Below are 26,637 nucleotides of genomic sequence, written 5' to 3' on the forward strand. Positions count from 1 at the left end.
GCCGCTACAGCGTCGTCAGAAGCGCGCTGGCCGCGCTAATATCCGCCGTTTCGGAGCCCTCGGCAAAGCCCTCGAGGGTCGATTGGAGCAATCGTTTCGCTTCCTCGCGCTGCCCGCGTTCGGCACATAGCCCGGCAAGATCGATCGCTCCCCGCAGCTCCCAGGCTTTTCCGCCTTGGCGGCGACTCAAATCCAGGGATTGCACAAAATGGGCTTCGGCTTGCTCAGTCCTGGGCTGCGGTAGCGACAACAGAACTCTGCCTTTCATCCGCAGTAGCTCCGGCATGAAGAGGTGATCGCCGCTTTGCTCGACGAGGCGGATCGCATCGTCGACCAGGCGTGCACTCTGCTCGATCTGTCCGAGTGCCAACAAGCCCTGAACCATCGCGATGTTGAAGGTCGTGGTGAGCAGCTCGTAGCCGGCATCGTGGAGCTCGCGCAGACAAGCCCTGATCGTCTCGACGCCGGCGGCGGCGTTTCCCCGCCGGATTGCCAGCTCGCCTTTGACACCTCGGCCGACCGCGAGGTACGGGCCCATCGAGCGCGATTCAGCGTGTGCGATGAAGCGGTCGATGTTCGCTTCCGCGCCGTCGAGATCTCCGTTCCAGAGGTCGATCGAGACCGCCCAGATCAGCGCGATGCAGAGCGTGATGGGATGATCCATCTGCGCGGCTTCGGTGACCGTCTGCCGCGCCAGCTGCTGCGCCTGCGCGGGCCGGCCCTGCAACCAAAGCTCTCGTGCGAGCGAAATGCCGGCCCGGTTGCGATGATCGAAGCCGTAGACCGTGCTGATCCGTTCCGTGCCAGGCCCCTGCCAGGCGGCCTCCAGCATCGTCAGCGCATCGCGATGCTCGCCGGCCAGATGCAGCGAGACGCCCAGAAGCGAATGGGCGAGTGCGATCGAGGCCGCATCGCCGAGCGCCTCGGCGACGGCAAGGCTCTGCCGGGCGTAACCGAGCGCGGCGTCGAACTCTCCCATCCGCTCGTGGAAGATATGCATGCGGCCGAGCAGCTGGAGCCGGTTGATCTCGTCGCCGCGCGCCTTCGCGATCGCAAGGCTCCGACTCAGGGCGGTGCGCGCCGCTTCGCTGCCGCCCCGCGTGAACATCAAAGTGAGGCCGAGGGCAGCCTGGATGTGCATTTCCTCAGTGCTGCCGCGCGAGGAGGGATCGATCGCAAGCAGCGCCCGTTCCGACCAACGCCGGCATTCGATCAGGAGCGACATTGCGAGGAAGATCGGTGCCGCCGCAGCGACGAGCGCAATGCCGATACTGGCGTTGCCGTCCGTGCCGAAGCACCAGTCCAGCGCTGCGCGCACGTTATGAAGTGCGGAGAAGTGGATCGCCCGTTCGTCGGCGCTCGGCACCATGGCCCATGTCGAGCCCGCCTGCTCCAGCCATTGCCGGTAGTAGGTGGCATGACGTGCGGCGAGTTCCGCGTCGTTCGGTTCGATCTCGAGCAAATAGGCGCGCGTGGTGTCGAGCAGGCGGTAGCGCATCATTGCGCCGATCGGTCGCGGCGCGACCATGGACCTGGCGACGAGGCTGTCGATGGCGTCGAACAGGTGGGAGCGATCGACGCGTTCGTCCGGGACGACCTCGAGCGCGGCGTCGATGGTGAAGTGCCCGGCGAACACCGCAAGCCGGCGCAGCACCAGGCGCTCGGGGTCGGACAGGAGCCCGTAGCTCCAGTCCAAGGTCGCCCGCAACGTCTTCTGTCGCGGCGGCGCGGTGCGCTGGCCCTGCCAGAGCAGATTGAGGCGCTCGTCGAGCAGCATTGCCGTCTGCTCCAGGCCATAGGCTTCGACCCGGCCGGCGGCGAGCTCGATCGCCAGGGCCATGCCGTCGAGCTTGCGGCAGATCCTTGCGATGATCGCGGCATTGGCATCGTCGAGCGCGATCTGCGCGCCGCTGGCGGTGGCGCGTTCGAGGAAGAGTTGAAGTGCGGAATAGGTCCGCGCTGCAGCGACGGTGAGTCCGGAGCCGTCCGGCGGAACGGCGAGCGGCGCCAATCGATAGACCTGCTCGCCCTCGACGCGCAGGGCTTCGCGGCTCGTGGCCAGAATATGGACATGCGGCGCGGCGTGGAAGATCTCCGCAGCCAGCGGCGCCACAGCGGCGATGACGTGCTCGCAATTATCGAGGATCAGCAGCATCCTCTTGTCGTGGAGATGCGCGAGCAGCGCGGGCAAGGGATCGTCGGTCTGCGCCGGCAAGCCCAGCATCAGCAGGATCGAGGTGATCACGAGATCGGGATCGCTGAGCGCGGCAAGATCGACGAAGTGAGCGGCATCGGCGAAGGTCTTGAGCAGGTCGTGCGCGATCGCGATCGCCACGGCAGTCTTGCCGACGCCGCCGGGGCCGGCGATCGTGACGAAGCGCGAGGCGATGAGCTTGTCCGAGACGGCGGCGATCGCATCGTCGCGTCCGACCATCCGTTGCAGCCGGTTGGGCAGCTTCACCGGCGACAGGCCGCCCTGCGGTGCCGGGCGACGCTCTGGCGGGATGATTGTCTGCGAGATCGGCGCCACGAAGCAATAACCGCGGCCGGATAGCGTGGTGATGTAGCGTGCGCCGTCCTTGCCGTCGCCGAGCGCCTTGCGAAGGGCTGCGATGTGAAAGCGCAAACTGGCTTCTTCAACGGTCAGGCCGGGCCACACCAGCGCCATCAAATCCCACTTGCTGACGACCTCGTTCGGCCGCGACATCAGCGCGATCAGCATGTCGAAGGCTTTCGCGCCGAGCGGCAGCGCGACGCCGTCGCGCGTCACCAGCCGTTCATGCGGCGTCACGGTGAATGGCCCGAACGATAGGGCTCCCACCGCAGACCCGGCCGGTTCAGTCATGGCGAAATCCTGATCCTTTCCAGGGGACCCGATAGCAGATGGTTGCGATCGGGCAAGGCGTCTCCCTGCATCGGCATCAGACCGTGGATGCAGGCCTTTGTGAGGCGCGCGAACTGAGGCCTCACAACTTCTCACAACTCAAAACGGGTGTCCTGCGGCAGCCGCTGCTAGTCAGTTGCGCGACGGCAAGGAGAGCTTCATGACGCACGCGGCAAAATTGGTTTACACGGCCAAGACACACACCAGCGGCGGTCGACACGACGGCATGTCGCGCAGTTCCGACGGTCGCCTCGACGTCAAGCTGTCGCCGCCGGGCAGTGCAGGCATCGGCACCAATCCCGAGCAATTGTTCGCGGCCGGCTGGTCGGCCTGTTTCGAAGGCGCGATGGAGATCGCGGCGCGCAAGCGCAAGATGGATCTTCCCAGGAAATGCGCGATCGACGCGGAGATCGATCTCGTGCTCGAGGAGGGCGCGTACTCGCTGAGGGCGCGCCTCAATGTCAGTCTGCCGGGTCTCGATCGCGAGATTGCGCGCGGCATCATCGATGAAGCGCATCAAACCTGCCCCTATTCCAAGGCCGTCCGCGGCAACATCGACGTCACGGTCGCGCTGATCTGACGCACCATCATCTACCCCAAAGGGAGCACCCCACCATGAAGCAGATCATCGACCAGCATCGCCGCAAGTTCTTTGGCGTCGCCGCGGGAACCGTCGCCGTCGGACTCGGCGTGATCGATCTCGCCCGCGCCGAGACGGAAGCGCCACGATCCTCCGCAGCGAATGCGTCCTTCGGCACGATCAAGCAGATCGATGCCGGCGTTCTCAACATCGGCTATGCGGAGGCGGGTCCCTCGAACGGTCCCGTGGCGATCCTGCTGCACGGCTGGCCCTACGACATTCACGCTTTCGTCGATGTCGCGCCGATCCTGGCAAAGGCCGGCTATCGCGTGATCATTCCTTATCTGCGCGGCTATGGCACGACGCATTTCCTCTCCAACGAGACGCCGCGCAACGGCGAGCCGGCGGCAATGGCCGTGGACATCATCGCGCTGATGGACAAGCTCGATATCAAGAAGGCCGTTGTCGCTGGCTTCGACTGGGGCGCGCGCACCGCGGACATCATCGCCGCGCTGTGGCCGGACCGCTGTCGCGCGCTGGTGTCGGTCAGCGGTTACCTGATCTCCAGCCAGGCCGCGGGCAACGCACCGTTGCCGCCGCAGGCTGAACTACAATGGTGGTATCAGTTCTATTTCGCGACGGAGCGCGGCCGCGCCGGATACGAGAAGTACACGCACGATTTCGCCAAGCTGATCTGGAAGCTCGCCTCACCGCAGTGGAAGTTCGACGATGCCACCTTCGATCGAAGTGCGGCGGCGCTCGACAACAAGGATCATGTCGCGATCACGATCCACAACTACCGCTGGCGGCTCGGGCTCGCCCAAGGCGAGGCGAAATACGAGCATCTCGAAAAGAAGCTCGCTGCAGCTCCCATCATCGACGTGCCGACGATCACGATGGAAGGCGACGCCAACGGCGCGCCGCATCCCGACCCGAGCGTCTATGCCAAGAAGTTCTCAGGCCGATACGAGTTTCGCCTGATCACCGGCGGCATCGGCCACAATTTGCCGCAGGAAGCACCGCAAGCCTTTGCCAAGGCCGTCATCGAGGCGGACGGCGTCTGAGCATCTGTCAGCATCTCGGTCCAGCCAGGCTGGACCGAGGATCCCCGTCGAACCCAGCTTGATGAAACCTCATGACGCCATCCGAACCTGAAAAGAAGAAATCTCCCTACGCCACGATGATCGCGCCCACCGTGGTCGTCCTCGTCGTGCTCCTGACCTGCGTGCCGTATCTCGTCACGATTGCCTCCGCGGAAGGGCCGGCCGAACGCAGCGCGGCGGACGCCTCGCCGATCTTCGGCGTCACGATCCCGCCCGGCTACAAGCCGTGGGAGCTAATCGCGCCGGCCGAAGAGGCGGCGCCGCTCGACGAGCTTCGCGCCGTGGTCGGCAACCAGACCGCAATCGACGCCTATCAGGCCGGAAAGCTTCCGTTCCCGGACGGCACCATTCTGGTCAAGCGCGCCTGGAAGCGGACACAGTCTCCTGAATTTGCGTCCGCGACGATTCCCGGCGCTGCCACGACGGTCCAGGTGATGGTCAAGGACTCCAAAAAATATGCCGCCACCGGCGGCTGGGGGTTTGGCCGTTTCATCGACGGCAAGCCGGTCGACGCCGCCCAGCATCGCACCTGCTTCGCGTGCCATGAAGCGCGCGCCAAAGGACGCGATTACGTCTTCACGCGGCTGGCACCCTAACCGGAAGACCTGCTGGCCCTCGCCAGCAAGGCTGTTTCACTCCGCCGCCACCATCTGCTGCGTGCGCCACTGGCCGAGCAGGGCGCGGAGCGAGGCTGGCTTCACCGGCTTGTTGAGCACGGCGATCTTCTCGTCGCGCGCAGCTATTTGCACGGCGGGGCTGCGATCGGCGGTGATCAGGATGGCGGGGATGCCGTCGCCGAAGCGGCGGCGGATGTCGCGGATGGCGGCGATGCCATTGCCGCGGTCGAGATGATAGTCGACGAGCAGGCCGGTGACGCGCCGTCCGGCGGCTTCGATCGCGGTGATCGCGCCCTCGGGGTCGGCGACCGCGATCACCTCGGCGTCCCAGGCCTTCAACAGCGTGCGCATGCCGTCGAGTATCGCCGCATCGTTCTCGATGCACACGATCAGCGCGCCCGAGATCGGCGTGTGTGCCAGCGGCGTCGCGCTGGTCACGGCCGCGGTGTGGGTGATCGCCTTCGCCGTCGGCACCGTCACCGAAAATACCGAGCCGCCGCTTGCATTGCCGTCGATGGCAATGCCGTGCTTGAGCACGCGCGCCAGCCGCTCGACGATCGAGAGCCCCAGCCCGAGGCCACGCGCGATTCGAGCGCCCTGCTCCAGGCGGTGGAATTCCTTGAAGATCTCGGCGCGCTTGACCGACGGGATGCCGACGCCGGTGTCGTAGACGCAGATCTTGAGCGAGGCGCCGCGGCGGCGGCAGCCGACCAGCACGCGGCCCCGCGGGGTATACTTGATCGCGTTGGAGATCAGGTTCTGCAGCAGGCGCCGCAGCAGGAGCCGGTCCGACTCGACAGGCAGCGAGCAGGGCACGAAGGCGAGCTCAAGGCCCTTGGCGCGCGCGATCGGCGCGAACTCGATCTCCAGCGAGCGCATCAGATCGGCCATCTTGAAGCTCGAGATCGAGGTCGTCATCGCACCGGCATCGAGCCGGGAGATGTCGAGCAGCGCACCGAGGATTTCCTCGATGGCCTGGAGCGACTCGTCGATGTTCTCGACCAGCCGGGTCTCTTCGCCATTGTGCTGGCGCTCGACAAGGCTGGTGATGTAGAGCCGCGCCGCATTCAACGGCTGCAGAATGTCGTGGCTGGCGGCGGCGAGGAAGCGCGTCTTGGAGATGCTGGCATCCTCCGCCGCGCTCTTGGCCAGCGCCAGCTCCGAGTTCAGCCGGGTCAGTTCCTCGGTGCGGTCGCGGACGCGCTTTTCCAGCGTCGCATTGGCGCGCTCCAGCGCTTCCGCCGCCTCGAAGGTGGGCGTGACGTCGGTGAAGGTGATGACGAAACCGCCGCCGGGCATGCGATTGGTGAGCACCTCGATCACCATGTGGCGCTCCGGCAGGCGTTCGAGATACGGCTCGCTGTCGGTGGTATAGGCGACCAGCCGCTGTTCGATCATCGCCTCGCGGTCGCCCGGCTCGGGCCGATCGCTCACGCCCATGAATTCCAGGATCTCACGCAAGGGCGTACCGAACTGGATGAAATGCGGGGGGACGTTGAGCAGATCGCCGAACTGCCGGTTGGAGCAGATTAGTTGCAGATCGGCATCGAACACCGCGATGCCTTGACGCACATGGTTGAGCGCGGTCTGGAGGATCTCGCGGTTGAAATGCAGCGCCGCATGGGAATCGTCGAGCAGCTTTAGCGCCGCCTTGGCCGACACGGTTCGTTTGCGCAGGAGCAGCGACATCACGAGGCGCGAGGACGCGGCTCCGATCGAGGACGCGATCAGGTGCTCGGCGTGCTGCAACAGCTCGAAATCGGCGGGCGCCCCGGACTCCAGCCGGACATTGCGCCGCGCCGAGAAGGCCTCGAACGAATGGCGGGCGCGGTCGGGCCCGAGATATTGCGCCACCGTGGTCTGGATATCCTGCACGGTGACGGTGGTGCGCCAGCGGCGGAAGCTCGGGGAGATTGGCGCGAGCGTGTTGGGGACAAACAGATCGGCCTGCACCAGCTCGATCGAAGACGGTCGGCGCGCCAGCGAGAGGAGCACATAGGTGAGGATGTTGAGCGACAGCGACCAGATGACGCCGTGCATCAGCGGCGGCAGATCGGCGCCGAACAGCGCCTGTGGCCGCAGCGCCTCGATTCCGAATGGTCCGTGCTGGAGCAGCAGGATGCCCGTCGTCGAGGTATCCATGAAGCTCGGAATGAACAGCGTGTAGAGCCACACCACGAAGCCGACCAGCATCCCGCCGATCGCACCTCGCGCCGTCGCCCGCCGCCACAGCAGCCCGCCGAAGAAGCTTGGTGCAAGCTGGGCGATGGCGGCAAACGACAACAGGCCGATCGCTGCGAGCTGGGTGTTGCCGAGCGCGCGATAGTAGAAATAAGCCATTACCATGATGGCGAAGATCGCAAGCCGCCGCGAGCGCAGCAGGAAATCGCTGAAATCGGCGCCGCCGGTGCGTCCCTCCGGCCGTCGTTGCAGCACCAAGGGCACCACGAGGTCGTTCGAGACCATGATGGAGAGCGCGACGCATTCGACGATCACCATGGCGGTCGCCGCCGACAGTCCGCCGACGAACACGGCGACGCTGAGCAGATTCGCGCCGCCCTCGATCGGCAAGGCCAGCACGTACATATCGGGGTCGGCCGTGCCGAACGGGAAGCTGACGAGGCCGGCCAGCGCGATCGGGATCACGAACAGATTGATGGCGACGAGATAGAGCGGGAACAGCCAGCGCGCGCGGCCGACCTCGGCGTCGGATGAATTTTCCACGACGCTGACGTGGAACTGGCGCGGCAGCATCATGATCGCGCACAGCGACAGCAGCGTCATGGTCAGGAAATTGCCGATCGACGGCGAGTAGTTGATGGCGCGCACCGCCTCCGGCGTCTTCATGGCGCGCTCGATCAGTTCCTGCGGCGAGAACATCCAGAAAGTGACGAAGATGCCGGCGGCCAGGAAGGCGACCAGCTTGACGATGGACTCGGTCGCAACCGCCAGCATCAGGCCGTGCTGGTGCTCGGTGGCGTCGGTGTGGCGGGTACCGAACAACACCGCGAAGGCCGCCATCGCCAGTGTCACCATCAGCGCCATGTCGCCGAGGATCGGGATGTGGGAGAAGGCCTGGTCTTCGCTCAGGATCGTGCCGAGCGAGGAGGCCACCGCCTTGAGCTGGAGCGCGATATAGGGCACCGAGCCGATGATGGCGATCAGCGCCACGGTGGCTGCCACCGCCTGGCTCTTGCCGTAGCGCGCGCCGATGAAATCAGCGATCGAGGTGATGTTGTGGGCTTTGGCGAGCTGGATCACGCGCCGAAGCACGCCGGCGCCGAGCCCGATCATCAGGATCGGACCGAGATAGATCGCCAGGAAGTCGGTCGAGGTGCGGGTGGCGAAGCCGACCGAGCCAAAGAAGGTCCAGGAGGTGCAGTAGATCGCCAGCGACAGCGGGTAGATCAGCCCGGAGGCGCGGCCAGGCCCGGCCGGCGAACGGCGGTCGCCGTGACTCGCCACCAGGAACAGAAAGCCGATGTAGCCGAAGGCGGCGGCGATCACGCCCCAGTCGTGCAGCATGGCGAGCGCGCTTCTCCCTGGGCGCTGGAGCGCCCGATCTCATTTTCCCAAGCAAATCTAGCGCGTTGAAAGGTCGCAAGCGACAGCGAAATGCCCGGTGGGGCCGGGAACTGGGGTTGTCGTTAAGCCTTAGCGCCAGCGGCCGGCCCTCACCCTCCCCTGGAGGGGGAGGGTCGATCGCGCGCAGCGCGAGCGGGGTGGGGTGATCTTTCCACACGGGCAGCGTTCGAGGTGGAGAGACCGTCACCCCACCCCGTCTCACATTTCGCTGCGCTCAATGTGCGCCGACCCTCCCCCTCCAGGGGAGGGTGAAAGGAGCGCCTACTCCGCCGCCAGCGACTTCCGGCGCAGCGGCAGGCCGAGACGATCCCACACTTGCAGCAGAGCCTCGGCCAGCTGATCGATCAGGCCGTCATCGTGATAGGGCGAGGGCGTGATGCGCAGCCGTTCGGAGCCCTTGGCGACGGTCGGATAGTTGATCGGCTGGATATAGATGCCATGCTCCTCGAGCAGCAGGTCGGAGGCCTGCTTGCACTTCTCGGGATCGCCGACGAACAGCGGCACGATATGGGTGTCGCTCGACATCACCGGCAGGCCGGCGGCATTGAGGATCGCCTTGACGCGGGCGGCGCGGTCCTGGTGGCGCTCGCGCTCCCAGTTCGAAGTCTTCAGATGCTTGATCGCGGCGGTTGCGGCCGAGCAGATCGCCGGCGGCAGCGCGGTGGTGAAAATGAAGCCCGGCGCGTAGGAGCGCACGGCGTCGATGATCTGGCCGTTGGCGGCGATATAGCCGCCGAGGCAGCCGAAGGCTTTCGCCAGGGTGCCTTCCAGAACGTCGATGCGATGCATGACGCCGTCACGCTCGGCGATGCCGCCGCCGCGCGGGCCGTACATGCCGACCGCGTGGACCTCGTCGACATAGGTCATCGCGCCGTATTTCTCGGCGAGATCGCAGATCTTGGCGAGCGGGGCGACGTCGCCGTCCATGGAATAGAGGCTCTCGCAGACAATCAGCTTCGGCCGATTCGGGTCGGCCGCCTTCAACAGCTCCTCGAGATGCGCCAGATCGTTGTGGCGGAACACGACCCGCTCGCAGCCGGAATGGCGGATGCCCTCGATCATCGAATTGTGGTTGAGCTCGTCCGACAGAATGAGGCAGTTCGGAATGAGCTTTGCGATGGTCGGGATGCCGGTCTGGTTCGAGACATAGCCCGAGGTGAACAGCAGCGCGGCTTCCTTGCCGTGGAGATCGGCGAGCTCGGCCTCGAGCTGCACCAGCGGATGATGCGTGCCGGCGATGTTGCGGGTGCCGCCGGCACCGGTGCCGACGCGGGTTGCGGTCTCGACCATGGCGCCGACCACCTTCGGGTGCTGGCCCATGCCGAGATAATCGTTGGAGCACCAGATCACGACGTCGCGCTTGCCCTTGGGCGAGTGCCAGACCGCGTGCGGGAACCGGCCGGCCGTGCGCTCGAGGTCGGCGAACACGCGGTAGCGCCGCTCGGTGTGGAGACGGTCGAGGGCGGAACTGAAGAACTCGTTGTAATCCATCGGCAAAACCTGCAGCGGAACTCGGCCCAAGGCGGCCGCCCAATTTTTAGAGCTTTTCCAGCTCCGATGTCCATGCGCCTGCGCACATTTGCGGCAAGGCGCGCGTGCCAATTGATAACGCCGGTCCGGCGGCGATTGTTGATTTGGATCAACCGTCTAGCACAGGCCTGCCGGCCGGGACTGGCACCCGGGGGAGGGCAAGGGCTGCCTTGGACATTTTGTCCATGATGCGGCTCCGTCCATGATTGCGGAGCCGGTCGCGCCGACGTCATAGCCTCGCCCCGGTGCGGGGCGCGGGTCGGTCGTGCCGACAGCTCATGCGAAAGGACGCCCCGATGAAACGTGTGATGATCCTCAACGGTCCCAACCTGAACCTGCTCGGCGTGCGCGAGCCGCACATCTACGGCACGACGACGCTGGCGCAGATCAACGCGAGCTGCGAGGCTGCCGCCGCAGAGCTCGGGCTCAAGTTGGCCTTCCACCAGTCCAACCATGAGGGCGTGCTCGTCGATTGGATTCAATCGGCGCGACAGGATGCCGAGGCCATCATCATCAATCCCGCCGGCTTTTCTTTCACCTCGGTGGCGATCATGGACGCGATCAAGATATTCGAAGGCCCGGTGCTGGAAGTCCACATCTCCAACATCCACGCCCGCGACGAATATCACCGCCACTCGAAGATCTCGTTCGTGGCGACCGGCGTAATCTGCGGCTTGGGCCCGTACGGCTATATCGCGGCGCTGCACGCGATCGCGAATATGAAGTGAGGTGAGCGGCTAATTGCGTGCGCTGATCGCCTGATGGGCGCGCGCTGCGGATTTGCGTACATGCCCGTCGTCATCGTTCGTCAGTGAAGCCAACGCGGGCAGGACATCTGGGTCGCCGAAAGTCTCGGCGATCTCGCAGGCCCACGACCGGTGCCGGGGGAGCTGATCTCCGGAAAAGGCACCGAACAGCCGTCGCCAATCGCCCGCGGTGGCGTTCTGCCGCAAAGTCCACGCGGCTTCTTTCCGGACGCTGATCACCGGATCGCGGCTGTAGAGATCGAACGCCGCCTGGAAATCTGTCTCGCGCCAGATCTCCGCAAGGGCGCGGAGCGCGCACTCGCGCGTCGACGCTTCCGCTTCCCTCAGGAGCGGCAGCAAGGGATCATGAGCTTCGGCAAGCTTCCAATGCTCGACGATGCCGCAGGCGGTGCGCCTGACGTAATCCGACGGGTCGGAAAAGGCAGCAATGACAATCACGCGGAGTTCGGGTCCGCGCTTGTGCTGTCCAATGACCTCGATTGCGGTCCGCCGCACGAAGGCATCGCGCGCCGCCGCCAGAGTCCGAAGCTCGTTCAGTGCCTTGTCGTCGTCGCGCAAAACTAGGCTGCGGATGGCCTCGTGGGACATCGGCGGCCCAGCGCTCACGTCGTCCTGAACCGCAACACGCCGTCCTGCGTCTCGGCCGTCAGCCGGCCCTCGACGATCATGTAGTTGACATGGGCGACCAGTTCGCCGGCGGCAAAGCCCATCTGGTGCTCGTCCAGCACATGCTTGTTGAACACGACTGGCACCAAGGCGCGCGAGGTCTGCGGCACCTCGCGGCAGGCCTCCGCGATCAGGCGGCAGCGCTCCTCGTGGTGATCGGCAAGCTGCTTGATGCGGGTCTTGAGCCCGTAGAACGGCACGCCGTGGCCGGGCAGCACCAGCACGTCATAGGGGAGCGTCGTGGTGAGGCTGGCGAGCGAGGCCAGATATTCGCCGAGCGAGTTCTGGTCGGGCTCGACCGCCCAGACGCTGACATTCGGCGAGATCTTGCTCAGCACCTGGTCGGCGGAGAGGAACAGCTTGTCGTCGGCGCAATAGAGCATCACCTGGTCGAGTGCGTGCCCGCCGCCGGTGATCACCTTGAAGCGGCGCGAACCGATCACGACGTCGTCGCCGTGGGAGATGCGGCGGTAGGACGGCGGCAGCACCGAGACGCGCTTGAGATAATCCTGGCCGCGTCCGAGCAGTTTTTCGGTGAGCGACTCGTCCATGCCATGACGGCGGAAGAACAGCCGCTGCGCCTCGCGCCGCTCTTCGGTGCCGCGGTTCTGGTGATAGACCGATTGCAGATATTCGACCTGCGACATCACCAGCGGGCAGTTGAATCGTTCGACGATCCACCCGGCGAGGCCGACATGATCGGGGTGCGAGTGGGTGACGATCAGGCGCGTGATGTTGACGCCCTTCAGCGGCCCGTCGAACAGTTTTGTCCAGGCCTCGATCGTCTCCTCGTTGCCGAAACCGGCATCGATCATCGCATAGCCGTCGCCATCGGCGAGCAGGTAGATGTTCACATGGTTGAGGCGAAACGGCAGCTTCAGCCGCGCCCACAGCACACCGGGCCGCACCTCGACCACTTCTTCGGGATCGGGATGCTGTTCCCAGGGGTAACGCAGAGCCTCGGCCGAGGACTGCGCGGTGTCGGTTTTCGAGTTCATGCTACCGGCTTAACCCCGCCGCGCGCGGGGCGCCAGCCGAAAAAGGATGCCTGGCGGCCGCCGCATAGCGGTCATTCCGACGGTTTTCCGCGATGTGGGACAGTCGCGCCCGGAGCTCGGTTACCTCTCCCGCTTGCGGGGGAGGTCGGCGCGAAGCGCCGGGTGGGGGCTCTCTCCTCGCGGGACACTCCCAGTAAGCTGCGAACTGTCCCATTGCGGAGGCACCCTCACCCCAGCCCTCTCCTGCAAGCGGGAGAGGGAGTGCAGCCCCGATGTGGCCGGCGTCTTACGCCGCCCGCATGTTGTTGAGGAACGCGTCGATCTCCCCGCGCAGCATGTCGGCCTCGCGGCGCAGTGCGTCGGAAGCGCCCAGCACTTCGCTCGCCGCAGCGCCCGCTTCGGCGGATGCCGTGGAGACGCCGACGATGTTGCTGGAGACCTCGCTGGTGCCGCCGGCAGCGTGCTGGATATTGCGGGCGATCTCGCGGGTGGCGGCGCCCTGTTGCTCGACGGCTGCCGCAATCGTCGTGGTGACGTCATTGATCTCGCCGATGATCCGGCCGATGCCCTGGATGGCGCCGACCGCCGAGGCCGTGATCTCCTGCATGCTGGCGATCTGGGTGCGGATCTCCTCGGTCGCCCTGGCGGTCTGGCTCGCGAGGCTCTTCACCTCGGAGGCGACCACTGCGAAACCGCGGCCAGCCTCGCCCGCGCGTGCCGCCTCGATGGTGGCGTTGAGGGCGAGCAGGTTGGTCTGCGAGGCGATGGTCTGGATCAAATCGACCACGACGCTGATGCGGCTCGCGCTGTCGGCGAGGCTCTGCACCGTCGTATCGGTGGCGCCGGCCTCGTCGACCGCCTTTTTGGCGATCTCCGCAGAGGTGACCACCTGGCGGCTGATTTCGGCGATCGAGGACGACAGCTGCTCGGTGCCGGCCGAGACGGTCTGCACGTTGACCGAGGTTTCCTCCGCGGCGGATGCGACCGCGTTCACCAGCGCGTTGGACTGGTCCGCGGTGTTCGACATGCTCTGTGCGGTCGATTGCATCGAATTGGCCGACTGCGCGAGATTGTCGAGCGCGGAGCGCACCGTGCTTTCGAACTCGGCGATCTTCGCTTCCATGCGCGCCGCACGCTCGGCTTTCGCGACACGATCCTTGTCCTGCTCGCTGGCGAGCGCCCGGGCTTCGATCATGCTGTCGCGGAACACGTGAAGCGTGTCGGTCATCGCGCCGATCTCGTCATTATGCTTCGCGCGTGCGATCTCGGTGTCGAGATCGCCGGCCGACAGCAGCTGCATGGCGCGCTGCAGGCCGCTGATGCGGCGCAGGATGTTGCGGCCGACATAGAGCCAGACGAACAGCGCCGAACCGACAAGCATCATAGCGCCAAGGGCGATCATCGCCGTTGTCGCAAGCGAAATGTCCTGGCGGGCCTGGAAGGTCGATGCGTTGGTCTCCTTCTGCACGCCGTCGACGAGCTGCTGCACGCTGATGCCGAGGCCGACATTGAGCTTGCGCGTCTCGTCCAGGATGGTCTGGCCGTAGTCGACGGAGTCGAGCTCCTTCTCACGCAAATTGAATACGCCGGTCTTGCCGGTGCCGAGCGCGAGCAGCTTTTCCGCCGTCTCGCGCAGCATCTTGGTGCCCTGATTGTTCGGCAACAAATCGAGGTTGGACCGTAGGCGTCCCTGCGCCGTCTTGAATTCCTTCTGGATGTCGTCGAGCTTGTCGGCCGTGTTCGCCGACAGCGCCGCGCTCATGTCGGCGGCTGCGAGATTGCCGCTGGCAACGACGTTGCCGAGCTGCCCGACGGTCTGCGCGGCTTCGGTGGCATCTTCGGCGGAGAGGTTGGCCGACCCCAGAATGGCGTTGACCTGGGTCTGGGCGTTCAGCATGGCCGGACTGGCTGCGCCGACGAACGCGCTCTGTGCGCTGCGCAGGGCGTCATATTGCTTGTCATGGAGGGCGGCGATATCCAGCCGCTCGCGGGCGGCCTTGGCCAGACTCTGGGCCGCCTCGTTGATGCTCTTGATGGTCTCGCTTAACCCAGAGACGACTGTCTTGTCAGCGCCGAGCTCGATGATCTCGTTGAGTTTCTGCTGTGTCTGCTCCTGCAATTCCTTCAGCTTCTTGGTGCGCTCGTTCAGGGCGTCTTCGGTTTGGGCCGCAAGCAGGGCAGGTCCCTGTGCCGCAAGGCTCGCGCTCAATGCCGACAATTGCAGGCTTGCAGCAAGACGCGGAATGTCCCGTCCGCTCAGTTCGGTCATGCGCCCACCGAGATTCTGCAGCACCAGGCCGGCGCCGGCCGAGATCACGAGGCCCATGCCGGCGATCACTGCGAAGGCCGCGAACAGGCTGCCGCGCACGCCCCATTTCGGCAGTTTGAACCGCGGCTTGAATCGGCCGAGACTGAGACGGATCGCCATCGAAATTCCCCCACGCCCTTGCTTCTGTTTTGTGGCCGGGAGTATCGGGCACGCCGGTTAAAAAATCGCAATTTGTGCAATCGGTTGCGTGCGTTCCGCAGAGCGAAAAAAGAAGGGCCGGCGACATCGCCGGCCCTTCGTGATGATAAGGTTTTGCTAACCGCTCAGTAGCGCGCGACGGCCGGGCTGGCCCAGTTGAAGCGGTAGTTGACGCCCGCCTTGAAGGTGTGGTCGTCGGTGGTGAAGTTGCCGGTGCCGACCAGCGGGCCCGCGGTGAAGTGCGCGTCGCCGAAGTTGTAGTACTGATACTCGGCCTTGGCCGACCAGTTCGGCGCGAACATGTATTCGAGGCCGGCGCCGACGGTATAGCCGTTGCGGTGATCGCCATCGATGATGAAGCCGGTCGGCACGCCGCCGACTGTCACCTTCTCGTTGTTGTCCGAATAGGCATAGCCGCCCTTCACGTAGAGGAGGCCCGGACCCCAGGTGTAGCCGACACGGCCGGTGATCGAGCCGAGCCCGCGCTGGTCGTTGGTGTAGGCGATGCCGCCCGGGAATACCGCGCCGACGCTGCCGGAGAGCCAGGAATACTGGCCCTCGACGCCGACCACGAAGTTCGGGTTGAGCTGCCAGTCCGCACCGACCTGCACGCCGCCGAGGAAACGGCCGTTGCCATTGTTGCCGGTGGAGAGGCCGTTGAAATTGTTGTCGCTGGAGAACGCGCCGCCGACATGGCCACCGATGTAGAAGCCGGTCCAGTTGTAGATCGGCGCGACATAGGCAGGCGCGGGCGCCTTGTAATAGTTGCGATTGCCGAGATCGGCGCCGACGGCCGGCGCGGCCATGCCCACCACGAGCAGCGCAACGGTCGCAAACAAAATCTTCTTCATCGTCTTGAACTCCAACACGTAAGGTCCCCGGCAGGCGCGCATTCCGCGCCGTCGTTGGTTTTGCAGATAGCTCGCTTTTGACGAAAATGCTGTCACATGCGTGGCACAGCGGCGCCCAACGTAACTTATTGGGCTGCAAATGATTTTCGTGCTTAATGCCGCCTTAAGAAATGCTGAAGGAAGGCTTAACGTGGCGCCTCGCAGGTAACTTGCGCGCGCCTCTTGTTAACCAAGACGCCGCCGCGCCTCGTCGCGCATCTGCGCGCGAAAGGCTGCGCGCTTTGCCGGCCGGTCTTCCTCGCGTATGTCGTGACGATCGAAGATGTCGAACTTCTCCAGGATCGGATAGCGCTCGCTCGCCATCGCGAGCACGCGCAGCACCTTGGTCGCCGACGGTATCGGGCCGCTGACCTCCCAGCGCCGGATGGTGTCGGCGCCGCCCTTCTCCGGCAATCCGCACAGCCTGGCCATGTCGGCGGCGGTGAGCTTGCGCTTGAGCGCATCGGAGAGGTCGTTGCGGAGTTGCTTCAGTTCGGCGCCGGTCATGCTGCTTGCGTCCAGAGAAGTCAATGAAGCCAATGCACTAGCGCTGATTCGGGTCCATCCGAAGGCGGCGGGCGCACGCGCTGCGGCACCTTCGCGTGCGCACGGAGTTATGAACGGAGAACCTATGGAAATTTTCTGAGGAATGAACAGTTGGCATATCGGGGCGCATGCGGGGCGAAAGGAACAGTCATGACAAGCGTCAAATTCGCCATAGCCGCGCTCGTCACGACCGGACTGCTTGCCGCGCCTTTCGCGGCTGAAGCGAAGAAGGTCCGGTCGAGCCGGCATTACAGCACCGGTGTGGTGGCGCCGACCTATGGCGGTGCCGGAGCGCCGGCAGCGCAGCCGAGGGCGTCCTATGGGTCATCCGGACAGACGGTCGGCACCGTCACGGCGCCGTCGATCGGATCGTACAATTGGCCGTCGGTCGGCGTGACCAATTCGGTGCCCACGTGGAGCAACACCACCAGATAGACCGATGGCCGATCAGCGTGTGCCCGTCGCGAGGCCGGAGAGCAGGTAGAGCGCGACCAGCAATGTTGCGACCGACAGCATCGTCGTGATCGAGACCGTGGCCGCAACCAGCTTCTCCTCGACCTTGTGCTCGTGCGCGAGGACGTACACGGTTTTCGCCGTCGGTACGGCCGCGCAGACGACGGCAGCGATCGTATAGAGAGGATCGAGGCCCAAGATCACACAGAGCCCGTAGACGATCAGAGGCATCACCACCAGCTTCACTGCAGCGAGCGCAAACGATGCCTTCAGGTTGGATCGCAGGCCCTCGACGGACAAACCAAGTCCGATGGCAAACAGCGCGCAGGGCGTGAGCGCGGCAGCGATCATGTTCAGATAGGTCGCGACCGGCGCTGGAATCGGCAAGCCCGTGATCGCCCACACCAGCCCAATGAGCGTCGACAGCACCATCGGATTGAGCAGGATCTGCTTCGCCAGTCCCGTGGGATGCGCGGACCCGTGCGAGTCGCGTCCTTCCAGCAGGATGACCGTGATCGGAAACATCACGGCGGCCACGAACACTGTCGCCACCGCGGCGGGCAGAACGGCGGGCTGGCCGTAAATTGCGTGCAGGATCGGCAGTGCGACGAACCCGGTGTTGGTCATCGCCGCCGCCATCCCATGGATGGTACTGCTGGCCAGATCGTGTTTGCCACTCGCGCGGACCGCCAGGAACACCAGCGCGAAGCAGATCAGCGAGCCGCCGCCGAATGCGAGCAGGAATCGCCATTCCAGCAGATTGCGCGCGGGCTCCTGCGCGATCGTGACGATCAGCAGCGCTGGCATCGCCACGTTGTAGGCAAAGTGCACCAGGGCATCGGCAAGCGAGCGGGAGAGATAGCCGAGCTCGCCGGCGAACCAGCCGGTGACGATGATCGCGAATACGGGAAGAACGAGGCTGGCGACCTCCATCCGACTTCCCCCTCATTGCCAAACGGCGACGAGGTTAGCCCGGCGATGGATTGTCGTCACTGTGTGATTTGATGGAGCCGTCCCGAGCGATCGTTTCAAGTCGCAAAGGACGAGAATCTTCCTCACTAGATTCCCCTGCCGCCCTGCTTCCCGATCACGCAACGCCATGCCGCCAGGCGCTCAGCCGGATGCTGATTCATCCAGTCGGCGAGCTGCGGCGCGCCCATCAGGCAGGACTGCACCGAGACCTCAGCAAAATCGGAAGTGGTCACGATCTGCTCGTGACAATTGCTCGGAGTGGCGAGGCTGCAAAGCACGGCGATGATCTTGATCACGAGAGCTTACTCCTATCGCCGCCGATCGTGCGGCCGTTGTCTCCATCCTGCCCGTCGCTGGCCGGATCGGATGGCGGGAAGATGCTGTCGTAGATTGCACGTGCCTCCCGAATGAGGCGCACGCGCTCGCGCTCAGATCTCGAGACAAATCGAATAACTTCGCCCATGTTGGCTCCGAATATCAGTGGGCAAGTAGGCCATGAGATGATAACGATCATCCAATCAGCATCTATGGCGTCGTCCTCGACTTTGAAATGGCGTGCCCGTTCACGACGGAATAAAAAGCTCGTGACCGCGCCGGCGTCCCAACGTCGGGTGTTCTTTGCCAGGTTCTTGGGCTGTTCACCGCTTCCTATCGCGCGGCTGCAACTAGCGCGCGAGCGAATTCCGGTGACAGCTTACTCTTGCCGTCACCGGCAAGGCAGTCTCGCAAAGCAAATGCTGATCGAGCGAATATGTTTCGCCCGTCTCGCGTGCAAGTTTTTGGAACAATCTTGTAGTTCGAAGAACTGGGCGACCGTCGCTCACGCTGCCGGCGCGCGCTCCTTCCGCCCCGGCACCGCCGCCAGAAGTTCACGCGTATAGGCGTGCTCGGGCGCGGCGAACAGCTGCGCGGTTGGCTTGAGCTCGACGATGGCGCCGCGCTGCATCACGGCGATGCGGTCGCAGATCTGGGCGGCGACGCGCAGATCGTGAGTGATGAACAGCATCGAGAGGCCGAGGCGCGCCTTGAGGTCTTCGAGCAGCTTCAACACCTGCGCCTGCACGGAGACGTCGAGCGCGGAGACGGCTTCGTCGGCGACGATGATCTCGGGCTCGAGCGCGAGTGCGCGCGCAATGCCGATGCGCTGGCGCTGGCCGCCGGAGAATTCATGCGGGTAGCGCTCGAGCGCGCCGGCGTCGAGGCCAACCATCTTGAGGAGATCGCGGGCCCGGTCGAATGCGACCTTCGGATCAGTGCCGGCCGCGATCGGGCCGTCGGCGATGATGTGGCCGATCTTGCGGCGCGGATTGAGCGAGGCGAACGGGTCCTGAAAGATCATCTGGATGCGATGGCGCTCGGCGCGCAGCGCCTTGCCCGAAAGAGAGGTGAGATCGGTCTCGCCGATTCGCACCGTGCCGCGGTCGGCCTCGATCAGCCGCATTACGAGCCGCGCGACCGACGATTTGCCGGAGCCGGATTCGCCGACGAGACCGAGCGTCTCGCCCTTGAGGATGTTGAAATTGACTTCGCGCGCGGCATCGACGCGGCGGTCCTCGCGAAACCAGCCGCCCGAGGTGACATAGGTCTTGTCAAGCCCGATCACCTCGACAGCCCGGGCTAGGTCGTCGAGAGGCTCGCGCACCGGCGGGTCCATCGATGGCACGGCGGCGAGCAACGCCTTGGTGTAGTCGTGCTGCGGATCGCTGAAGACGGCTGAGGCCGAGCCTTCCTCCACGACCTTGCCATGGCGCAGCACGACGACCTGGTCGGCGATGTCAGCGACCACGCCGAAATCATGGGTGATGAACATCACCGCCATGTTGCGATTGCGCTGGAGGTTGCGGATCAGCTTGAGAATCTGTGCCTGCGTGGTGACGTCGAGCGCGGTGGTCGGCTCGTCCGCGACCAACACGGCAGGCTCCAGCGCGAGTGCCATCGCGATCATGGCGCGCTGGCGCTGGCCGCCGGAGAGCTGGTGCGGATAGGCGCGCACGATGCGCTCGGCGTCGGGCAGGCCGACCTCGCGCGCCAATGCGAGCGCTCTCGCGCGCCGTTCCTTGGGCGTGAGCAGGCCGTGCGCCTCGAACATCTCCGCCATCTGGTCGCCGATCCGCATCAACGGATTGAGCGCGGTCATCGGTTCCTGGAAGATCATCGCGAGCCTGCGGCCGCGCAGATCGCGCCAGCCGTCATCGTCCAGTCTGAGCAGGTCGCGGCCCTCGAACTGGATTTCGCCGGAGGCGATCGACACCGTGTCCGGCAACAGGCCCATCAGCGCATGCGCGCACATCGACTTGCCGGAGCCGGATTCGCCGACGACGCAGACGATCTTGCCGGGCTGCAAATCGAGCGACACGCCATCGACGGCGAACGGACGCTCGGCGCCCTTGGGCAGCGCGATTCTCAGGTTCTTGATGGAGATGGCGGGCGGTGCGGTCATCGTCAGCGTCCCTCCCGCGACAGGCGTGGATTGAGCGCGTCGTTGAGGCCTTCGCCGATCAAATTGAGGCCGAGCACCGAGATCAGGATGGCGACGCCGGGAAACACGGTGATCCACCAGGCTTGGCGGATCACGGTGCGGCCGGCGCCGACCATGTAGCCCCAGGAGATCAGATTGGGATCGCCGAGACCAAGGAACGACAGCGAGGATTCCAGGAGGATCGCGGTCGCCACCATCAGCGAAGCCAGCACGATCACTGGCGACAGCGCGTTCGGCAGGATCTCGCGCAGGATGATCCAGGTATTGCTCTGTCCGGTGACCACCGCGGCCTGAACATATTCGCGCGTGCGCAGCGACAGCACCTCGCCGCGCACGAGGCGGGCGACCGGCGGCCAGCTCACCACCGCGATCGATGCCACGATCGAATAGATCGAGGGCTGCAGAATTGCGACCAGCACGATCGCGAGCGCGAAGCTCGGAATGGTCTGGAAGAACTCGGTGAAGCGCATCAGCGCGTCGTCGACCTTGCCGCCGAAATAGCCGGCCATGGCGCCGATCGGGACGCCGACGACCAGCGCAACCAGCGTGGAGACCAAGCCCACAAGCAGCGAGACGCGAGCGCCAAAGATCATGCCGGCGAACACGTCGCGGCCGAGCGCGTCGGTGCCGAGCGGCACGGTCGACAGCGTGAACGGCGGCAGGAACGGCCGCTGCACCATGCGCCAGGGCGAGTTCGGGAACAGCATCGGTCCAAACACCGCGACCGAAATCGCAAGCAGCAGGATGACGAGCCCGATGACGCCGCTGGGGCTCTTCAGCATCGATTTCCAGAACTGTTTCATGAGGCGAATTCGATGCGCGGATCGACCAGTCGATAGACCAGGTCGGTGATGAGGTTGAAGATCAGCACCATGGCGGAGCAGATCACGAAGACGCCGAGCAACAGGTTGTAGTCGCGCTGGAGCAGCGCGTCGTACATCAGCCGTCCGATGCCGGGCCAGGCGAACACGGTCTCGGTGATGACGGCGCCGCCGATCAGCGTGCCGGAATGGACGCCGGCGAGCGTCACGACGGGGAGCAGCGCATTGCGCAGCACGTGGCGGCGCTGGATCACGGCGTCGGACAGCCCCTTTGCACGCGCGGTTTTGACGAAGTCGAGCCGCTTCACCTCCAGCATCGAGGCGCGCGTCATGCGGGTGTAGGTCGCCATGAAGAACAGCCCGAGCGTCATCGCCGGCATGATCAGGTGTGTTGCGACGTCGATCGCGTGGGCAAGGCCAGTGAGATTGGCGCCGACCGTCTCGTAGCCGAAGCTCGGCAGCCAATCCATGGTGACCGAGAACAGCAGGATCCCCATCAGCGCCACCCAGAAGATCGGCATGGCGTAGAAGATCAGCGCGAACACCGTGATGGCCGTGTCGAGGAAGGTTCCGGCAAAGCGCGCGGCGAAGGTGCCGAAGAGGATGCCGAGCATGAGCGAGATCGCAAATGCCGTCAGTGTCAGCAGCAGCGTCGCCGGCAGCCGTTCGCCAATCAGCTTTGCGACCGGCGCCTGCTGGCGGAAGGAGAAGCCGAGGTCGAGGGTGACGACGCCCTTGACGTAGATGAAGAGCTGCTCGGGCAGCGGCTTGTCGAGGCCGAATTTTTCCCGGAGCTGCTTGACGAAGACCTGGTCACTGGCCCCGGCTTCGCCCGCCATCACGACCGCGGGGTCGCCGGGCGCAAGCCGGATCAGGAAGAAATTGAGGACAACGATCGCGAGCAGGACGATCACGCCCTTCAGGACACGCTGAGCGACGAAGGAGAGCATCTAGACTCGAATGCCAGTTGGTTGAGGCGGACTCGCCGCGAGGAACACCTCTCCCCGACGGGGAGAGGTCGCGCCGAAGGCGCGGGTGAGGGGGCTCAGGTCGAACGAGGGAGCGCAACCCCTCACCCGGATCGCATCTGACGATGCGATCCGACCTCTCCCTTTGGGAGAGGTGGGCACCGACGATGCCTCAGCGTCTCGATACGACTTCATCGTGAATCAGTTCGCCCTAGAGCGACGCCGTGGCAGTAGGCTGCCGCGGTGGTCGCAAGCGCGTTATCACTTGTCGAGCCATGCGTCCTTGAAGCCGTCATTGACCCCGATCCCCGTGGTGATCAGGTTCTTGACCTTGCAGCGCATGATGGTCGGGAATTGCAGCTCGAGCATCCAGGCCACCGGCACGTCCTCGACCAGGATCTTCTGCGCCTTCTCGTAGATCTCCTTGCGCCTGGTGTCCGGGGTCGCGACGGCGCCATCGGCGAACAGCTTGTCGATCTCCGGATTGGAGTAGCCTTCGACATTGTTGAAGACTTGGCCCTTGGCGATGGCGCTGGAGACGTAATTGCGTCCCACCCCGAGCGCGGGATCGCCGTACTGGTAGAGATAGGTGAAGGCGATGTCGTAGTCCCAGTCGCCGATCTTCTGGTTGCCGCCGGCAACGTCGGTTGCGATCGTCTCGATGTTGATGCCGACGTCCTGGAGGTTCTGCTTCACCGCTTCACCCCAGCGCTGCCAGGTTTCGCCATAGGCGAGCGGCAACAGGCGAATCTTCTCACCCTTGTAGCCGGCTTCCTTCAGCAGCGCCTTGGCCTTGGCCGGATCGTACGGATATTTCTTCACGTCGTCGGTGTAATATTTGATGGTCGAGGCCGACGGGCCGGTCGCGACCTTGCCGAGCCCGTTCCAGATCACGTCCTTGGCGAAGTCGCGGTCGATCGCATACATGACCGCCTGCCGTACCCGCTTGTCGGCGAGCGGACCCTGGCGGTTGTTGAGCCACAGCCAGGCCAGCGGCGAGAAGAATTCCCAACCGGCGCCGGTGACGCAAGTGTCCTTCAGCTTGGACAGGCGCGGCACGTCGAAATTCTCGACCGAGCCGCCGGGCAGCACGTCGACCTTGCCGGTCTCATACGCCACCGAGCGCGCGGCGGCGTCGGGAATGATCTGCCAGTAGATCTCGTCGATGTAGGGTTTACCCTTCTCGTAATAGTTCGGGTTCTTGACCAGGCGGATGAACGAGCCCTTCTGCCACTCCTTGAACATGAAGGGGCCGGTGCCCACCGGCGCGTTGTTGTAGGGATTGGTCTTGAAGTCGGTGCCTTCATAGAGATGCTTCGGCACCATCGGCATCGAGCCGACCTCGAAGATGCCGAGGAACGGGCCGAACGGCTGCTTCAGGGTGAACACCACCGTGTAGTCGTCGGGCGCCTCGACCTTGTCCACTTGGGCGAGGTTGTTGCGGGCGCGCGCGTGGGTCTGCTTCAGCATCTCGACCGAGAACAGCACGTCCGCGGCGGTGAAGGGCTTGCCGTCATGCCAGGTCACGCCCTTCCTGAGCTTGAAGGTGTAGGTCTTGGCGTCCTCGCTGACACTCCAGCTCTCGGCGAGCTCCGGCTGCGGCTCGAGCTTGGGACTGTAGCGCAGCAGCCCCTCGAAGATGTTGCCCGACACCATCTGGGTCGGGCCGTTCTGGACCATCGCGAGCATCAGGCCGGGCGGCTCGGGCTGGATCACGGCATTGATCACACCCCCCGTTTTCGGCTCTTGCGCCAGTGCCGGGGCCGTGAGGCCGCAAGCCAGGAGGAGACCAAGCAACACTCGTTTTGGCATGTCGTATCTTTCTCAACCAAGACCAGCCGTGAGCGCTTCGCAACGTCCTCGCGCGCAAAGCGACGGCCGGCCCATCCCAGTCCCCATCCAATATCGAGGCTCACATAGTCTCGTTCGGCGCCGCAAGATGAAAGTCGCGACAGTGTTCGCACAAAAAATGTACAGCGCGTCCTGTTTTCACTTGATTCATTCTCCCGTCACGCAGACAAGTCCGCCATGGACAACGCCACGCGCTCCGAACGGTCCCGCAACGCTGCGCTTGAAGCGGCCATCGCGATCATCGCGCGCGACGGGCCGGGGCGGTTGACGCTCGATGCGATCGCGCGCGAGAGCGGCCTCAGCAAGGGCGGCGTGATGCACCAATTCCGCACCAAGGAGGCGGTGCTGAAGGCGCTGCTCGAACGACAGATGGCGCGGTTCGAGGAGTTCTCGAACGATTATATGGCAAAGGTGAGCGCGACCTCCGCCAATCCCAATCTGGCGACCCAGCTCGCCACCGTGCGCGAAGCGGCGACCTCGCCGAATTCTGCCGCGCTGGCGCTGGTTGCAGCCATGGTCGAGAATCCCAACCTGATGGCGCTGCCGCGCGAGCGCGAGATGGAGAGGATTGCGGCGATCAGGGAAGAGGCCGCCGACCCCGATCTTGCGATGCTGCGCTGGGCCGGAGCGATGGGCTTGCTGCTGAGCTCGCTATTTGGCATGTCGCCGCTCAGCAACGACGAGCACCAGCGATTGTTCGCGCGTCTGCTCGACGACGCGCAGTGGACCGGCCTCGAACAGCCGGCCGTAAAGCGCGCGGCAAAATCCGGTGCAGCAAAGGCGGCCAGCCTGCGCAAGCGGGCCTGATTCATCGTTAACGATGTCCGGCGGTCACACCGCCTAAAGTCACGCCAGCGGCCAAAGGTGGCAGATCATCATTTCGGCACTTTACAAACCAACTGGTCGGTTTTATAAGTGCAAACACTGAGACGGCCTAAGGCATCTGAAATGGCCCCGGACGATGCCTTGGGCTGGCAATGGTGAGCGCCGCAGCCGCGTCTGGTCCCGAAGCGGGCTGCGGTCGCCATCGCAACTTTAAAGGTTGGCCTTCCCAATCAGCCGCAAGAGGAGTCTGGAATGAATCGCTCGATCGCCCTGCGCGGTCTGGGAACGCTGGTGCTTTGCGTGGCCGCGGCCGGCTGCGCCTCGGTCGCGCCGGTGCCCTATTCGGAGATGGCGTCTTCGGCCTACATGGCTCCGGACAAGTCGGACGCCTCCGGCCGCGTGCCCTACCGCTATTCCACGCAGGTCGACTGGCGCGCTTATAATAAAGTGATCCTCGATCCCGTCGTCGTCTACCGGGGGAGGGATCACCAGTTCGGCGACATGTCCGACAAGGACAAGGCGACGCTCGCCGCTTACATGCAGACCCGTTTCGCCGACCGGCTGCGCAGCCGCTTCGCGCTTGTGCGCGAGCGCGGGCCGAATACGCTGCGGATCAGGCTGACGCTCACCGGCGCCGTCACCAACACGCCGGTGCTCGGCACGCTCTCGCGCTTCGACCTTGCCGGTGCCGTCTACAACGGCGTGCAGGCCGCGCGCGACGGCGAGGGGACTATGACCGGCTCGGTCGTCTACGGCGTCGAGATCTTCGACGCCACGACCTCGCGCCTGCTCTCGGCCTACGTCACCAAGCAGTACCCGGGCGCCTACGACATCAAAGCCAGCGTCGGTGCGCTCGCGGCCGCCACCGCCGGGCTCGACAAGGGCGCCGACGCGCTGATGGCACAACTGAACTGACGCCGCGATCCATCCAACGAAAGGTGCTGCCGATGAACATATTCCTTCGCTTCGTGCTGCGCATCGCGATCACGATCGTAATGATGGCGTTTGGCGGCCGCGCCGGCGCCGCGTCCACCGATCCGAGCGGCACCTGGCTGGTCGAGGACGGCCGCGCCCGCATCCGGCTCGAGCGCTGCGGTCCGTCGCGCGACCGTATTTGCGGCTTCATCGTCTGGATGAAGGAGCCGGCCGACAAACGCGGCCAGCCTTACCGCGACAGCCAGAATCCAGATCCCGACAAGCGCGCCCGCATGCTGCTCGGCCACCAGCTCATCATGGGCCTGCAGGCGACACCCGAGGGGCGGTTTGCCGGCGACATCTACAATGCCGAAGACGGCAAGTCGTACTCGGTCTCGCTCTGGCGCGAATCCCCCGACCGCCTCAAGCTCAGGGGATGCCTGATCAAGATCCTGTGCCAGACCCAAACCTGGCAACAGACCCTCGACGTGCTGCCCGGTCAGCTCATTGGCCTGACCGGCGACCTCAATGGTCCCCGCGCCGACAAGGAATGGGCGCAAGTGCCGGCACCGAAGCCGATCCCGGTTAAGGGAAAATAGGAGCAGCATTGTCTGCGGCCACGATCGCAAGCGACATTGTGTCAGGCGCTGTTGCGCCAAACTCCGTCATTGCGAGCGTAGCGAAGAATCTTTCCGCGGAGAGATTCTGGATTGCTTCGTC

Annotated in this window: 23 protein-coding genes; 8 read left to right on the forward strand and 15 right to left on the reverse strand. The window is 64.7% G+C overall.

Annotated features, from left to right (window positions below):
* Positions 1-4: 4 nt before the first annotated feature.
* Positions 5-2,845, reverse strand: a complete 2,841-nt coding sequence (locus BLV07_RS12370) for an ATP-binding protein (protein ID WP_091885270.1) — start codon at positions 2,843-2,845, stop codon at positions 5-7.
* A gap of 199 nt (positions 2,846-3,044) precedes the next feature.
* Between BLV07_RS12370 and BLV07_RS12375 the strand changes: the two genes are divergently transcribed.
* The 3 genes from BLV07_RS12375 to BLV07_RS12385 all read left to right on the forward strand — a co-directional run bounded on the left by BLV07_RS12375 (position 3,045) and on the right by BLV07_RS12385 (position 5,163).
* Complete coding sequence (locus tag BLV07_RS12375; RefSeq protein WP_091885432.1) at positions 3,045-3,464, forward strand: organic hydroperoxide resistance protein; 420 nt, start codon at positions 3,045-3,047, stop codon at positions 3,462-3,464.
* A 35-nt stretch (positions 3,465-3,499) separates the two neighbouring features.
* The gene (locus BLV07_RS12380) at positions 3,500-4,528 is read left to right on the forward strand and encodes an alpha/beta fold hydrolase (protein ID WP_091885275.1); all 1,029 of its coding nucleotides are present in this window, start codon (positions 3,500-3,502) and stop codon (positions 4,526-4,528) included.
* 71 nt (positions 4,529-4,599) lie between these two features.
* Positions 4,600-5,163, forward strand: coding sequence for a cytochrome P460 family protein (locus BLV07_RS12385; protein WP_091885278.1), 564 nt, complete (start codon positions 4,600-4,602; stop codon positions 5,161-5,163).
* 36 nt (positions 5,164-5,199) lie between these two features.
* Here BLV07_RS12385 and BLV07_RS12390 read toward each other — a convergent pair whose 3' ends face one another.
* On the reverse strand, positions 5,200-8,709 hold the full coding sequence (locus tag BLV07_RS12390) for a PAS domain-containing hybrid sensor histidine kinase/response regulator (RefSeq protein ID WP_091885281.1): 3,510 nt from the start codon (positions 8,707-8,709) through the stop codon (positions 5,200-5,202).
* Positions 8,710-9,030: 321 nt separating this feature from the next.
* Positions 9,031-10,260 carry a 5-aminolevulinate synthase gene (gene hemA, locus BLV07_RS12395; protein ID WP_091885284.1) on the reverse strand — a complete coding sequence of 410 codons (1,230 nt, stop codon included), beginning with the start codon at positions 10,258-10,260 and terminating at the stop codon, positions 9,031-9,033.
* Between the two features lie 335 nt (positions 10,261-10,595).
* Here hemA and aroQ point away from each other — a divergent pair, with 335 nt between their 5' ends.
* Entirely contained in the window at positions 10,596-11,027 is a 432-nt protein-coding gene (gene aroQ / locus BLV07_RS12400; RefSeq protein WP_091885287.1) for a type II 3-dehydroquinate dehydratase, read from the forward strand.
* Positions 11,028-11,036: 9 nt separating this feature from the next.
* On the opposite strand, the gene BLV07_RS12405 is transcribed toward aroQ, so the two are convergent.
* The 5 genes from BLV07_RS12405 to BLV07_RS12425 form a co-directional block, all read right to left on the reverse strand.
* Positions 11,037-11,624 carry a HEAT repeat domain-containing protein gene (locus tag BLV07_RS12405; RefSeq protein ID WP_091885290.1) on the reverse strand — a complete coding sequence of 196 codons (588 nt, stop codon included), beginning with the start codon at positions 11,622-11,624 and terminating at the stop codon, positions 11,037-11,039.
* Between the two features lie 44 nt (positions 11,625-11,668).
* A complete protein-coding gene (locus BLV07_RS12410) occupies positions 11,669-12,730 on the reverse strand; it encodes an MBL fold metallo-hydrolase (protein WP_091885293.1) in 1,062 nt (353 codons plus the stop codon).
* Between the two features lie 286 nt (positions 12,731-13,016).
* Positions 13,017-15,158, reverse strand: coding sequence for a methyl-accepting chemotaxis protein (locus BLV07_RS12415; protein ID WP_091885296.1), 2,142 nt, complete (start codon positions 15,156-15,158; stop codon positions 13,017-13,019).
* 164 nt (positions 15,159-15,322) lie between these two features.
* Positions 15,323-16,048 carry an outer membrane protein gene (locus BLV07_RS12420; protein ID WP_091885435.1) on the reverse strand — a complete coding sequence of 242 codons (726 nt, stop codon included), beginning with the start codon at positions 16,046-16,048 and terminating at the stop codon, positions 15,323-15,325.
* 225 nt (positions 16,049-16,273) lie between these two features.
* The gene (locus BLV07_RS12425; protein ID WP_091885299.1) at positions 16,274-16,594 is read right to left on the reverse strand and encodes a hypothetical protein; all 321 of its coding nucleotides are present in this window, start codon (positions 16,592-16,594) and stop codon (positions 16,274-16,276) included.
* 189 nt (positions 16,595-16,783) lie between these two features.
* Between BLV07_RS12425 and BLV07_RS12430 the strand changes: the two genes are divergently transcribed.
* Positions 16,784-17,068 carry a hypothetical protein gene (locus BLV07_RS12430; RefSeq protein WP_091885302.1) on the forward strand — a complete coding sequence of 95 codons (285 nt, stop codon included), beginning with the start codon at positions 16,784-16,786 and terminating at the stop codon, positions 17,066-17,068.
* A 12-nt stretch (positions 17,069-17,080) separates the two neighbouring features.
* Here BLV07_RS12430 and BLV07_RS12435 read toward each other — a convergent pair whose 3' ends face one another.
* The 7 genes from BLV07_RS12435 to BLV07_RS12465 form a co-directional block, all read right to left on the reverse strand.
* The gene (locus BLV07_RS12435; RefSeq protein WP_091885305.1) at positions 17,081-18,019 is read right to left on the reverse strand and encodes an AEC family transporter; all 939 of its coding nucleotides are present in this window, start codon (positions 18,017-18,019) and stop codon (positions 17,081-17,083) included.
* A gap of 125 nt (positions 18,020-18,144) precedes the next feature.
* The gene (locus BLV07_RS12440) at positions 18,145-18,354 is read right to left on the reverse strand and encodes a hypothetical protein (RefSeq protein ID WP_091885309.1); all 210 of its coding nucleotides are present in this window, start codon (positions 18,352-18,354) and stop codon (positions 18,145-18,147) included.
* Positions 18,351-18,521: a hypothetical protein gene (locus BLV07_RS47475; protein WP_176945492.1), complete on the reverse strand. Its 171-nt coding sequence runs from the start codon at positions 18,519-18,521 to the stop codon at positions 18,351-18,353. Before BLV07_RS47475 ends, BLV07_RS12440 begins: the two co-directional genes overlap by 4 nt.
* A gap of 357 nt (positions 18,522-18,878) precedes the next feature.
* On the reverse strand, positions 18,879-20,498 hold the full coding sequence (locus BLV07_RS12450) for an ABC transporter ATP-binding protein (RefSeq protein WP_176945493.1): 1,620 nt from the start codon (positions 20,496-20,498) through the stop codon (positions 18,879-18,881).
* Positions 20,499-20,500: 2 nt separating this feature from the next.
* A complete protein-coding gene (locus BLV07_RS12455; RefSeq protein ID WP_143035393.1) occupies positions 20,501-21,340 on the reverse strand; it encodes an ABC transporter permease in 840 nt (279 codons plus the stop codon).
* Positions 21,337-22,308: an ABC transporter permease gene (locus BLV07_RS12460; protein ID WP_091885318.1), complete on the reverse strand. Its 972-nt coding sequence runs from the start codon at positions 22,306-22,308 to the stop codon at positions 21,337-21,339. Before BLV07_RS12460 ends, BLV07_RS12455 begins: the two co-directional genes overlap by 4 nt.
* A gap of 279 nt (positions 22,309-22,587) precedes the next feature.
* On the reverse strand, positions 22,588-24,138 hold the full coding sequence (locus BLV07_RS12465) for an ABC transporter substrate-binding protein (protein ID WP_091885322.1): 1,551 nt from the start codon (positions 24,136-24,138) through the stop codon (positions 22,588-22,590).
* A gap of 216 nt (positions 24,139-24,354) precedes the next feature.
* Here BLV07_RS12465 and BLV07_RS12470 point away from each other — a divergent pair, with 216 nt between their 5' ends.
* The 3 genes from BLV07_RS12470 (at position 24,355) to BLV07_RS12480 (ending at position 26,516) form a co-directional block, all read left to right on the forward strand.
* On the forward strand, positions 24,355-24,984 hold the full coding sequence (locus tag BLV07_RS12470) for a TetR/AcrR family transcriptional regulator (RefSeq protein ID WP_091885325.1): 630 nt from the start codon (positions 24,355-24,357) through the stop codon (positions 24,982-24,984).
* Between the two features lie 270 nt (positions 24,985-25,254).
* Positions 25,255-25,917, forward strand: a complete 663-nt coding sequence (locus tag BLV07_RS12475; RefSeq protein WP_091885328.1) for a DUF3313 domain-containing protein — start codon at positions 25,255-25,257, stop codon at positions 25,915-25,917.
* A 32-nt stretch (positions 25,918-25,949) separates the two neighbouring features.
* Positions 25,950-26,516, forward strand: coding sequence for a DUF2147 domain-containing protein (locus BLV07_RS12480; RefSeq protein WP_091885331.1), 567 nt, complete (start codon positions 25,950-25,952; stop codon positions 26,514-26,516).
* The last annotated feature ends 121 nt before the right edge of the window (positions 26,517-26,637 follow it).

It is taken from the genome of Bradyrhizobium sp. Rc2d (assembly GCF_900099855.1).
Taxonomy (GTDB): domain Bacteria; phylum Pseudomonadota; class Alphaproteobacteria; order Rhizobiales; family Xanthobacteraceae; genus Bradyrhizobium.

Excerpts from the sequence above, each read along its gene's own strand:
- BLV07_RS12370 (WP_091885270.1), bottom strand. The coding sequence starts at position 2,845 with ATGACTGAACCGGCCGGGTCTGCGGTGGGAGCCCTATCGTTCGGGCCA.
- BLV07_RS12375 (WP_091885432.1), top strand. The coding sequence starts at position 3,045 with ATGACGCACGCGGCAAAATTGGTTTACACGGCCAAGACACACACCAGC.
- BLV07_RS12380 (WP_091885275.1), top strand. The coding sequence starts at position 3,500 with ATGAAGCAGATCATCGACCAGCATCGCCGCAAGTTCTTTGGCGTCGCC.
- BLV07_RS12385 (WP_091885278.1), top strand. The coding sequence starts at position 4,600 with ATGACGCCATCCGAACCTGAAAAGAAGAAATCTCCCTACGCCACGATG.
- BLV07_RS12390 (WP_091885281.1), bottom strand. The coding sequence starts at position 8,709 with ATGCTGCACGACTGGGGCGTGATCGCCGCCGCCTTCGGCTACATCGGC.
- hemA (WP_091885284.1), bottom strand. The coding sequence starts at position 10,260 with ATGGATTACAACGAGTTCTTCAGTTCCGCCCTCGACCGTCTCCACACC.
- aroQ (WP_091885287.1), top strand. The coding sequence starts at position 10,596 with ATGAAACGTGTGATGATCCTCAACGGTCCCAACCTGAACCTGCTCGGC.
- BLV07_RS12410 (WP_091885293.1), bottom strand. The coding sequence starts at position 12,730 with ATGAACTCGAAAACCGACACCGCGCAGTCCTCGGCCGAGGCTCTGCGT.
- BLV07_RS12415 (WP_091885296.1), bottom strand. The coding sequence starts at position 15,158 with ATGGCGATCCGTCTCAGTCTCGGCCGATTCAAGCCGCGGTTCAAACTG.
- BLV07_RS12420 (WP_091885435.1), bottom strand. The coding sequence starts at position 16,048 with ATGAAGAAGATTTTGTTTGCGACCGTTGCGCTGCTCGTGGTGGGCATG.
- BLV07_RS12425 (WP_091885299.1), bottom strand. The coding sequence starts at position 16,594 with ATGACCGGCGCCGAACTGAAGCAACTCCGCAACGACCTCTCCGATGCG.
- BLV07_RS12430 (WP_091885302.1), top strand. The coding sequence starts at position 16,784 with ATGACAAGCGTCAAATTCGCCATAGCCGCGCTCGTCACGACCGGACTG.
- BLV07_RS12435 (WP_091885305.1), bottom strand. The coding sequence starts at position 18,019 with ATGGAGGTCGCCAGCCTCGTTCTTCCCGTATTCGCGATCATCGTCACC.
- BLV07_RS47475 (WP_176945492.1), bottom strand. The coding sequence starts at position 18,521 with ATGGGCGAAGTTATTCGATTTGTCTCGAGATCTGAGCGCGAGCGCGTG.
- BLV07_RS12450 (WP_176945493.1), bottom strand. The coding sequence starts at position 20,498 with ATGACCGCACCGCCCGCCATCTCCATCAAGAACCTGAGAATCGCGCTG.
- BLV07_RS12455 (WP_143035393.1), bottom strand. The coding sequence starts at position 21,340 with ATGAAACAGTTCTGGAAATCGATGCTGAAGAGCCCCAGCGGCGTCATC.
- BLV07_RS12460 (WP_091885318.1), bottom strand. The coding sequence starts at position 22,308 with ATGCTCTCCTTCGTCGCTCAGCGTGTCCTGAAGGGCGTGATCGTCCTG.
- BLV07_RS12465 (WP_091885322.1), bottom strand. The coding sequence starts at position 24,138 with ATGCCAAAACGAGTGTTGCTTGGTCTCCTCCTGGCTTGCGGCCTCACG.
- BLV07_RS12470 (WP_091885325.1), top strand. The coding sequence starts at position 24,355 with ATGGACAACGCCACGCGCTCCGAACGGTCCCGCAACGCTGCGCTTGAA.
- BLV07_RS12475 (WP_091885328.1), top strand. The coding sequence starts at position 25,255 with ATGAATCGCTCGATCGCCCTGCGCGGTCTGGGAACGCTGGTGCTTTGC.
- BLV07_RS12480 (WP_091885331.1), top strand. The coding sequence starts at position 25,950 with ATGAACATATTCCTTCGCTTCGTGCTGCGCATCGCGATCACGATCGTA.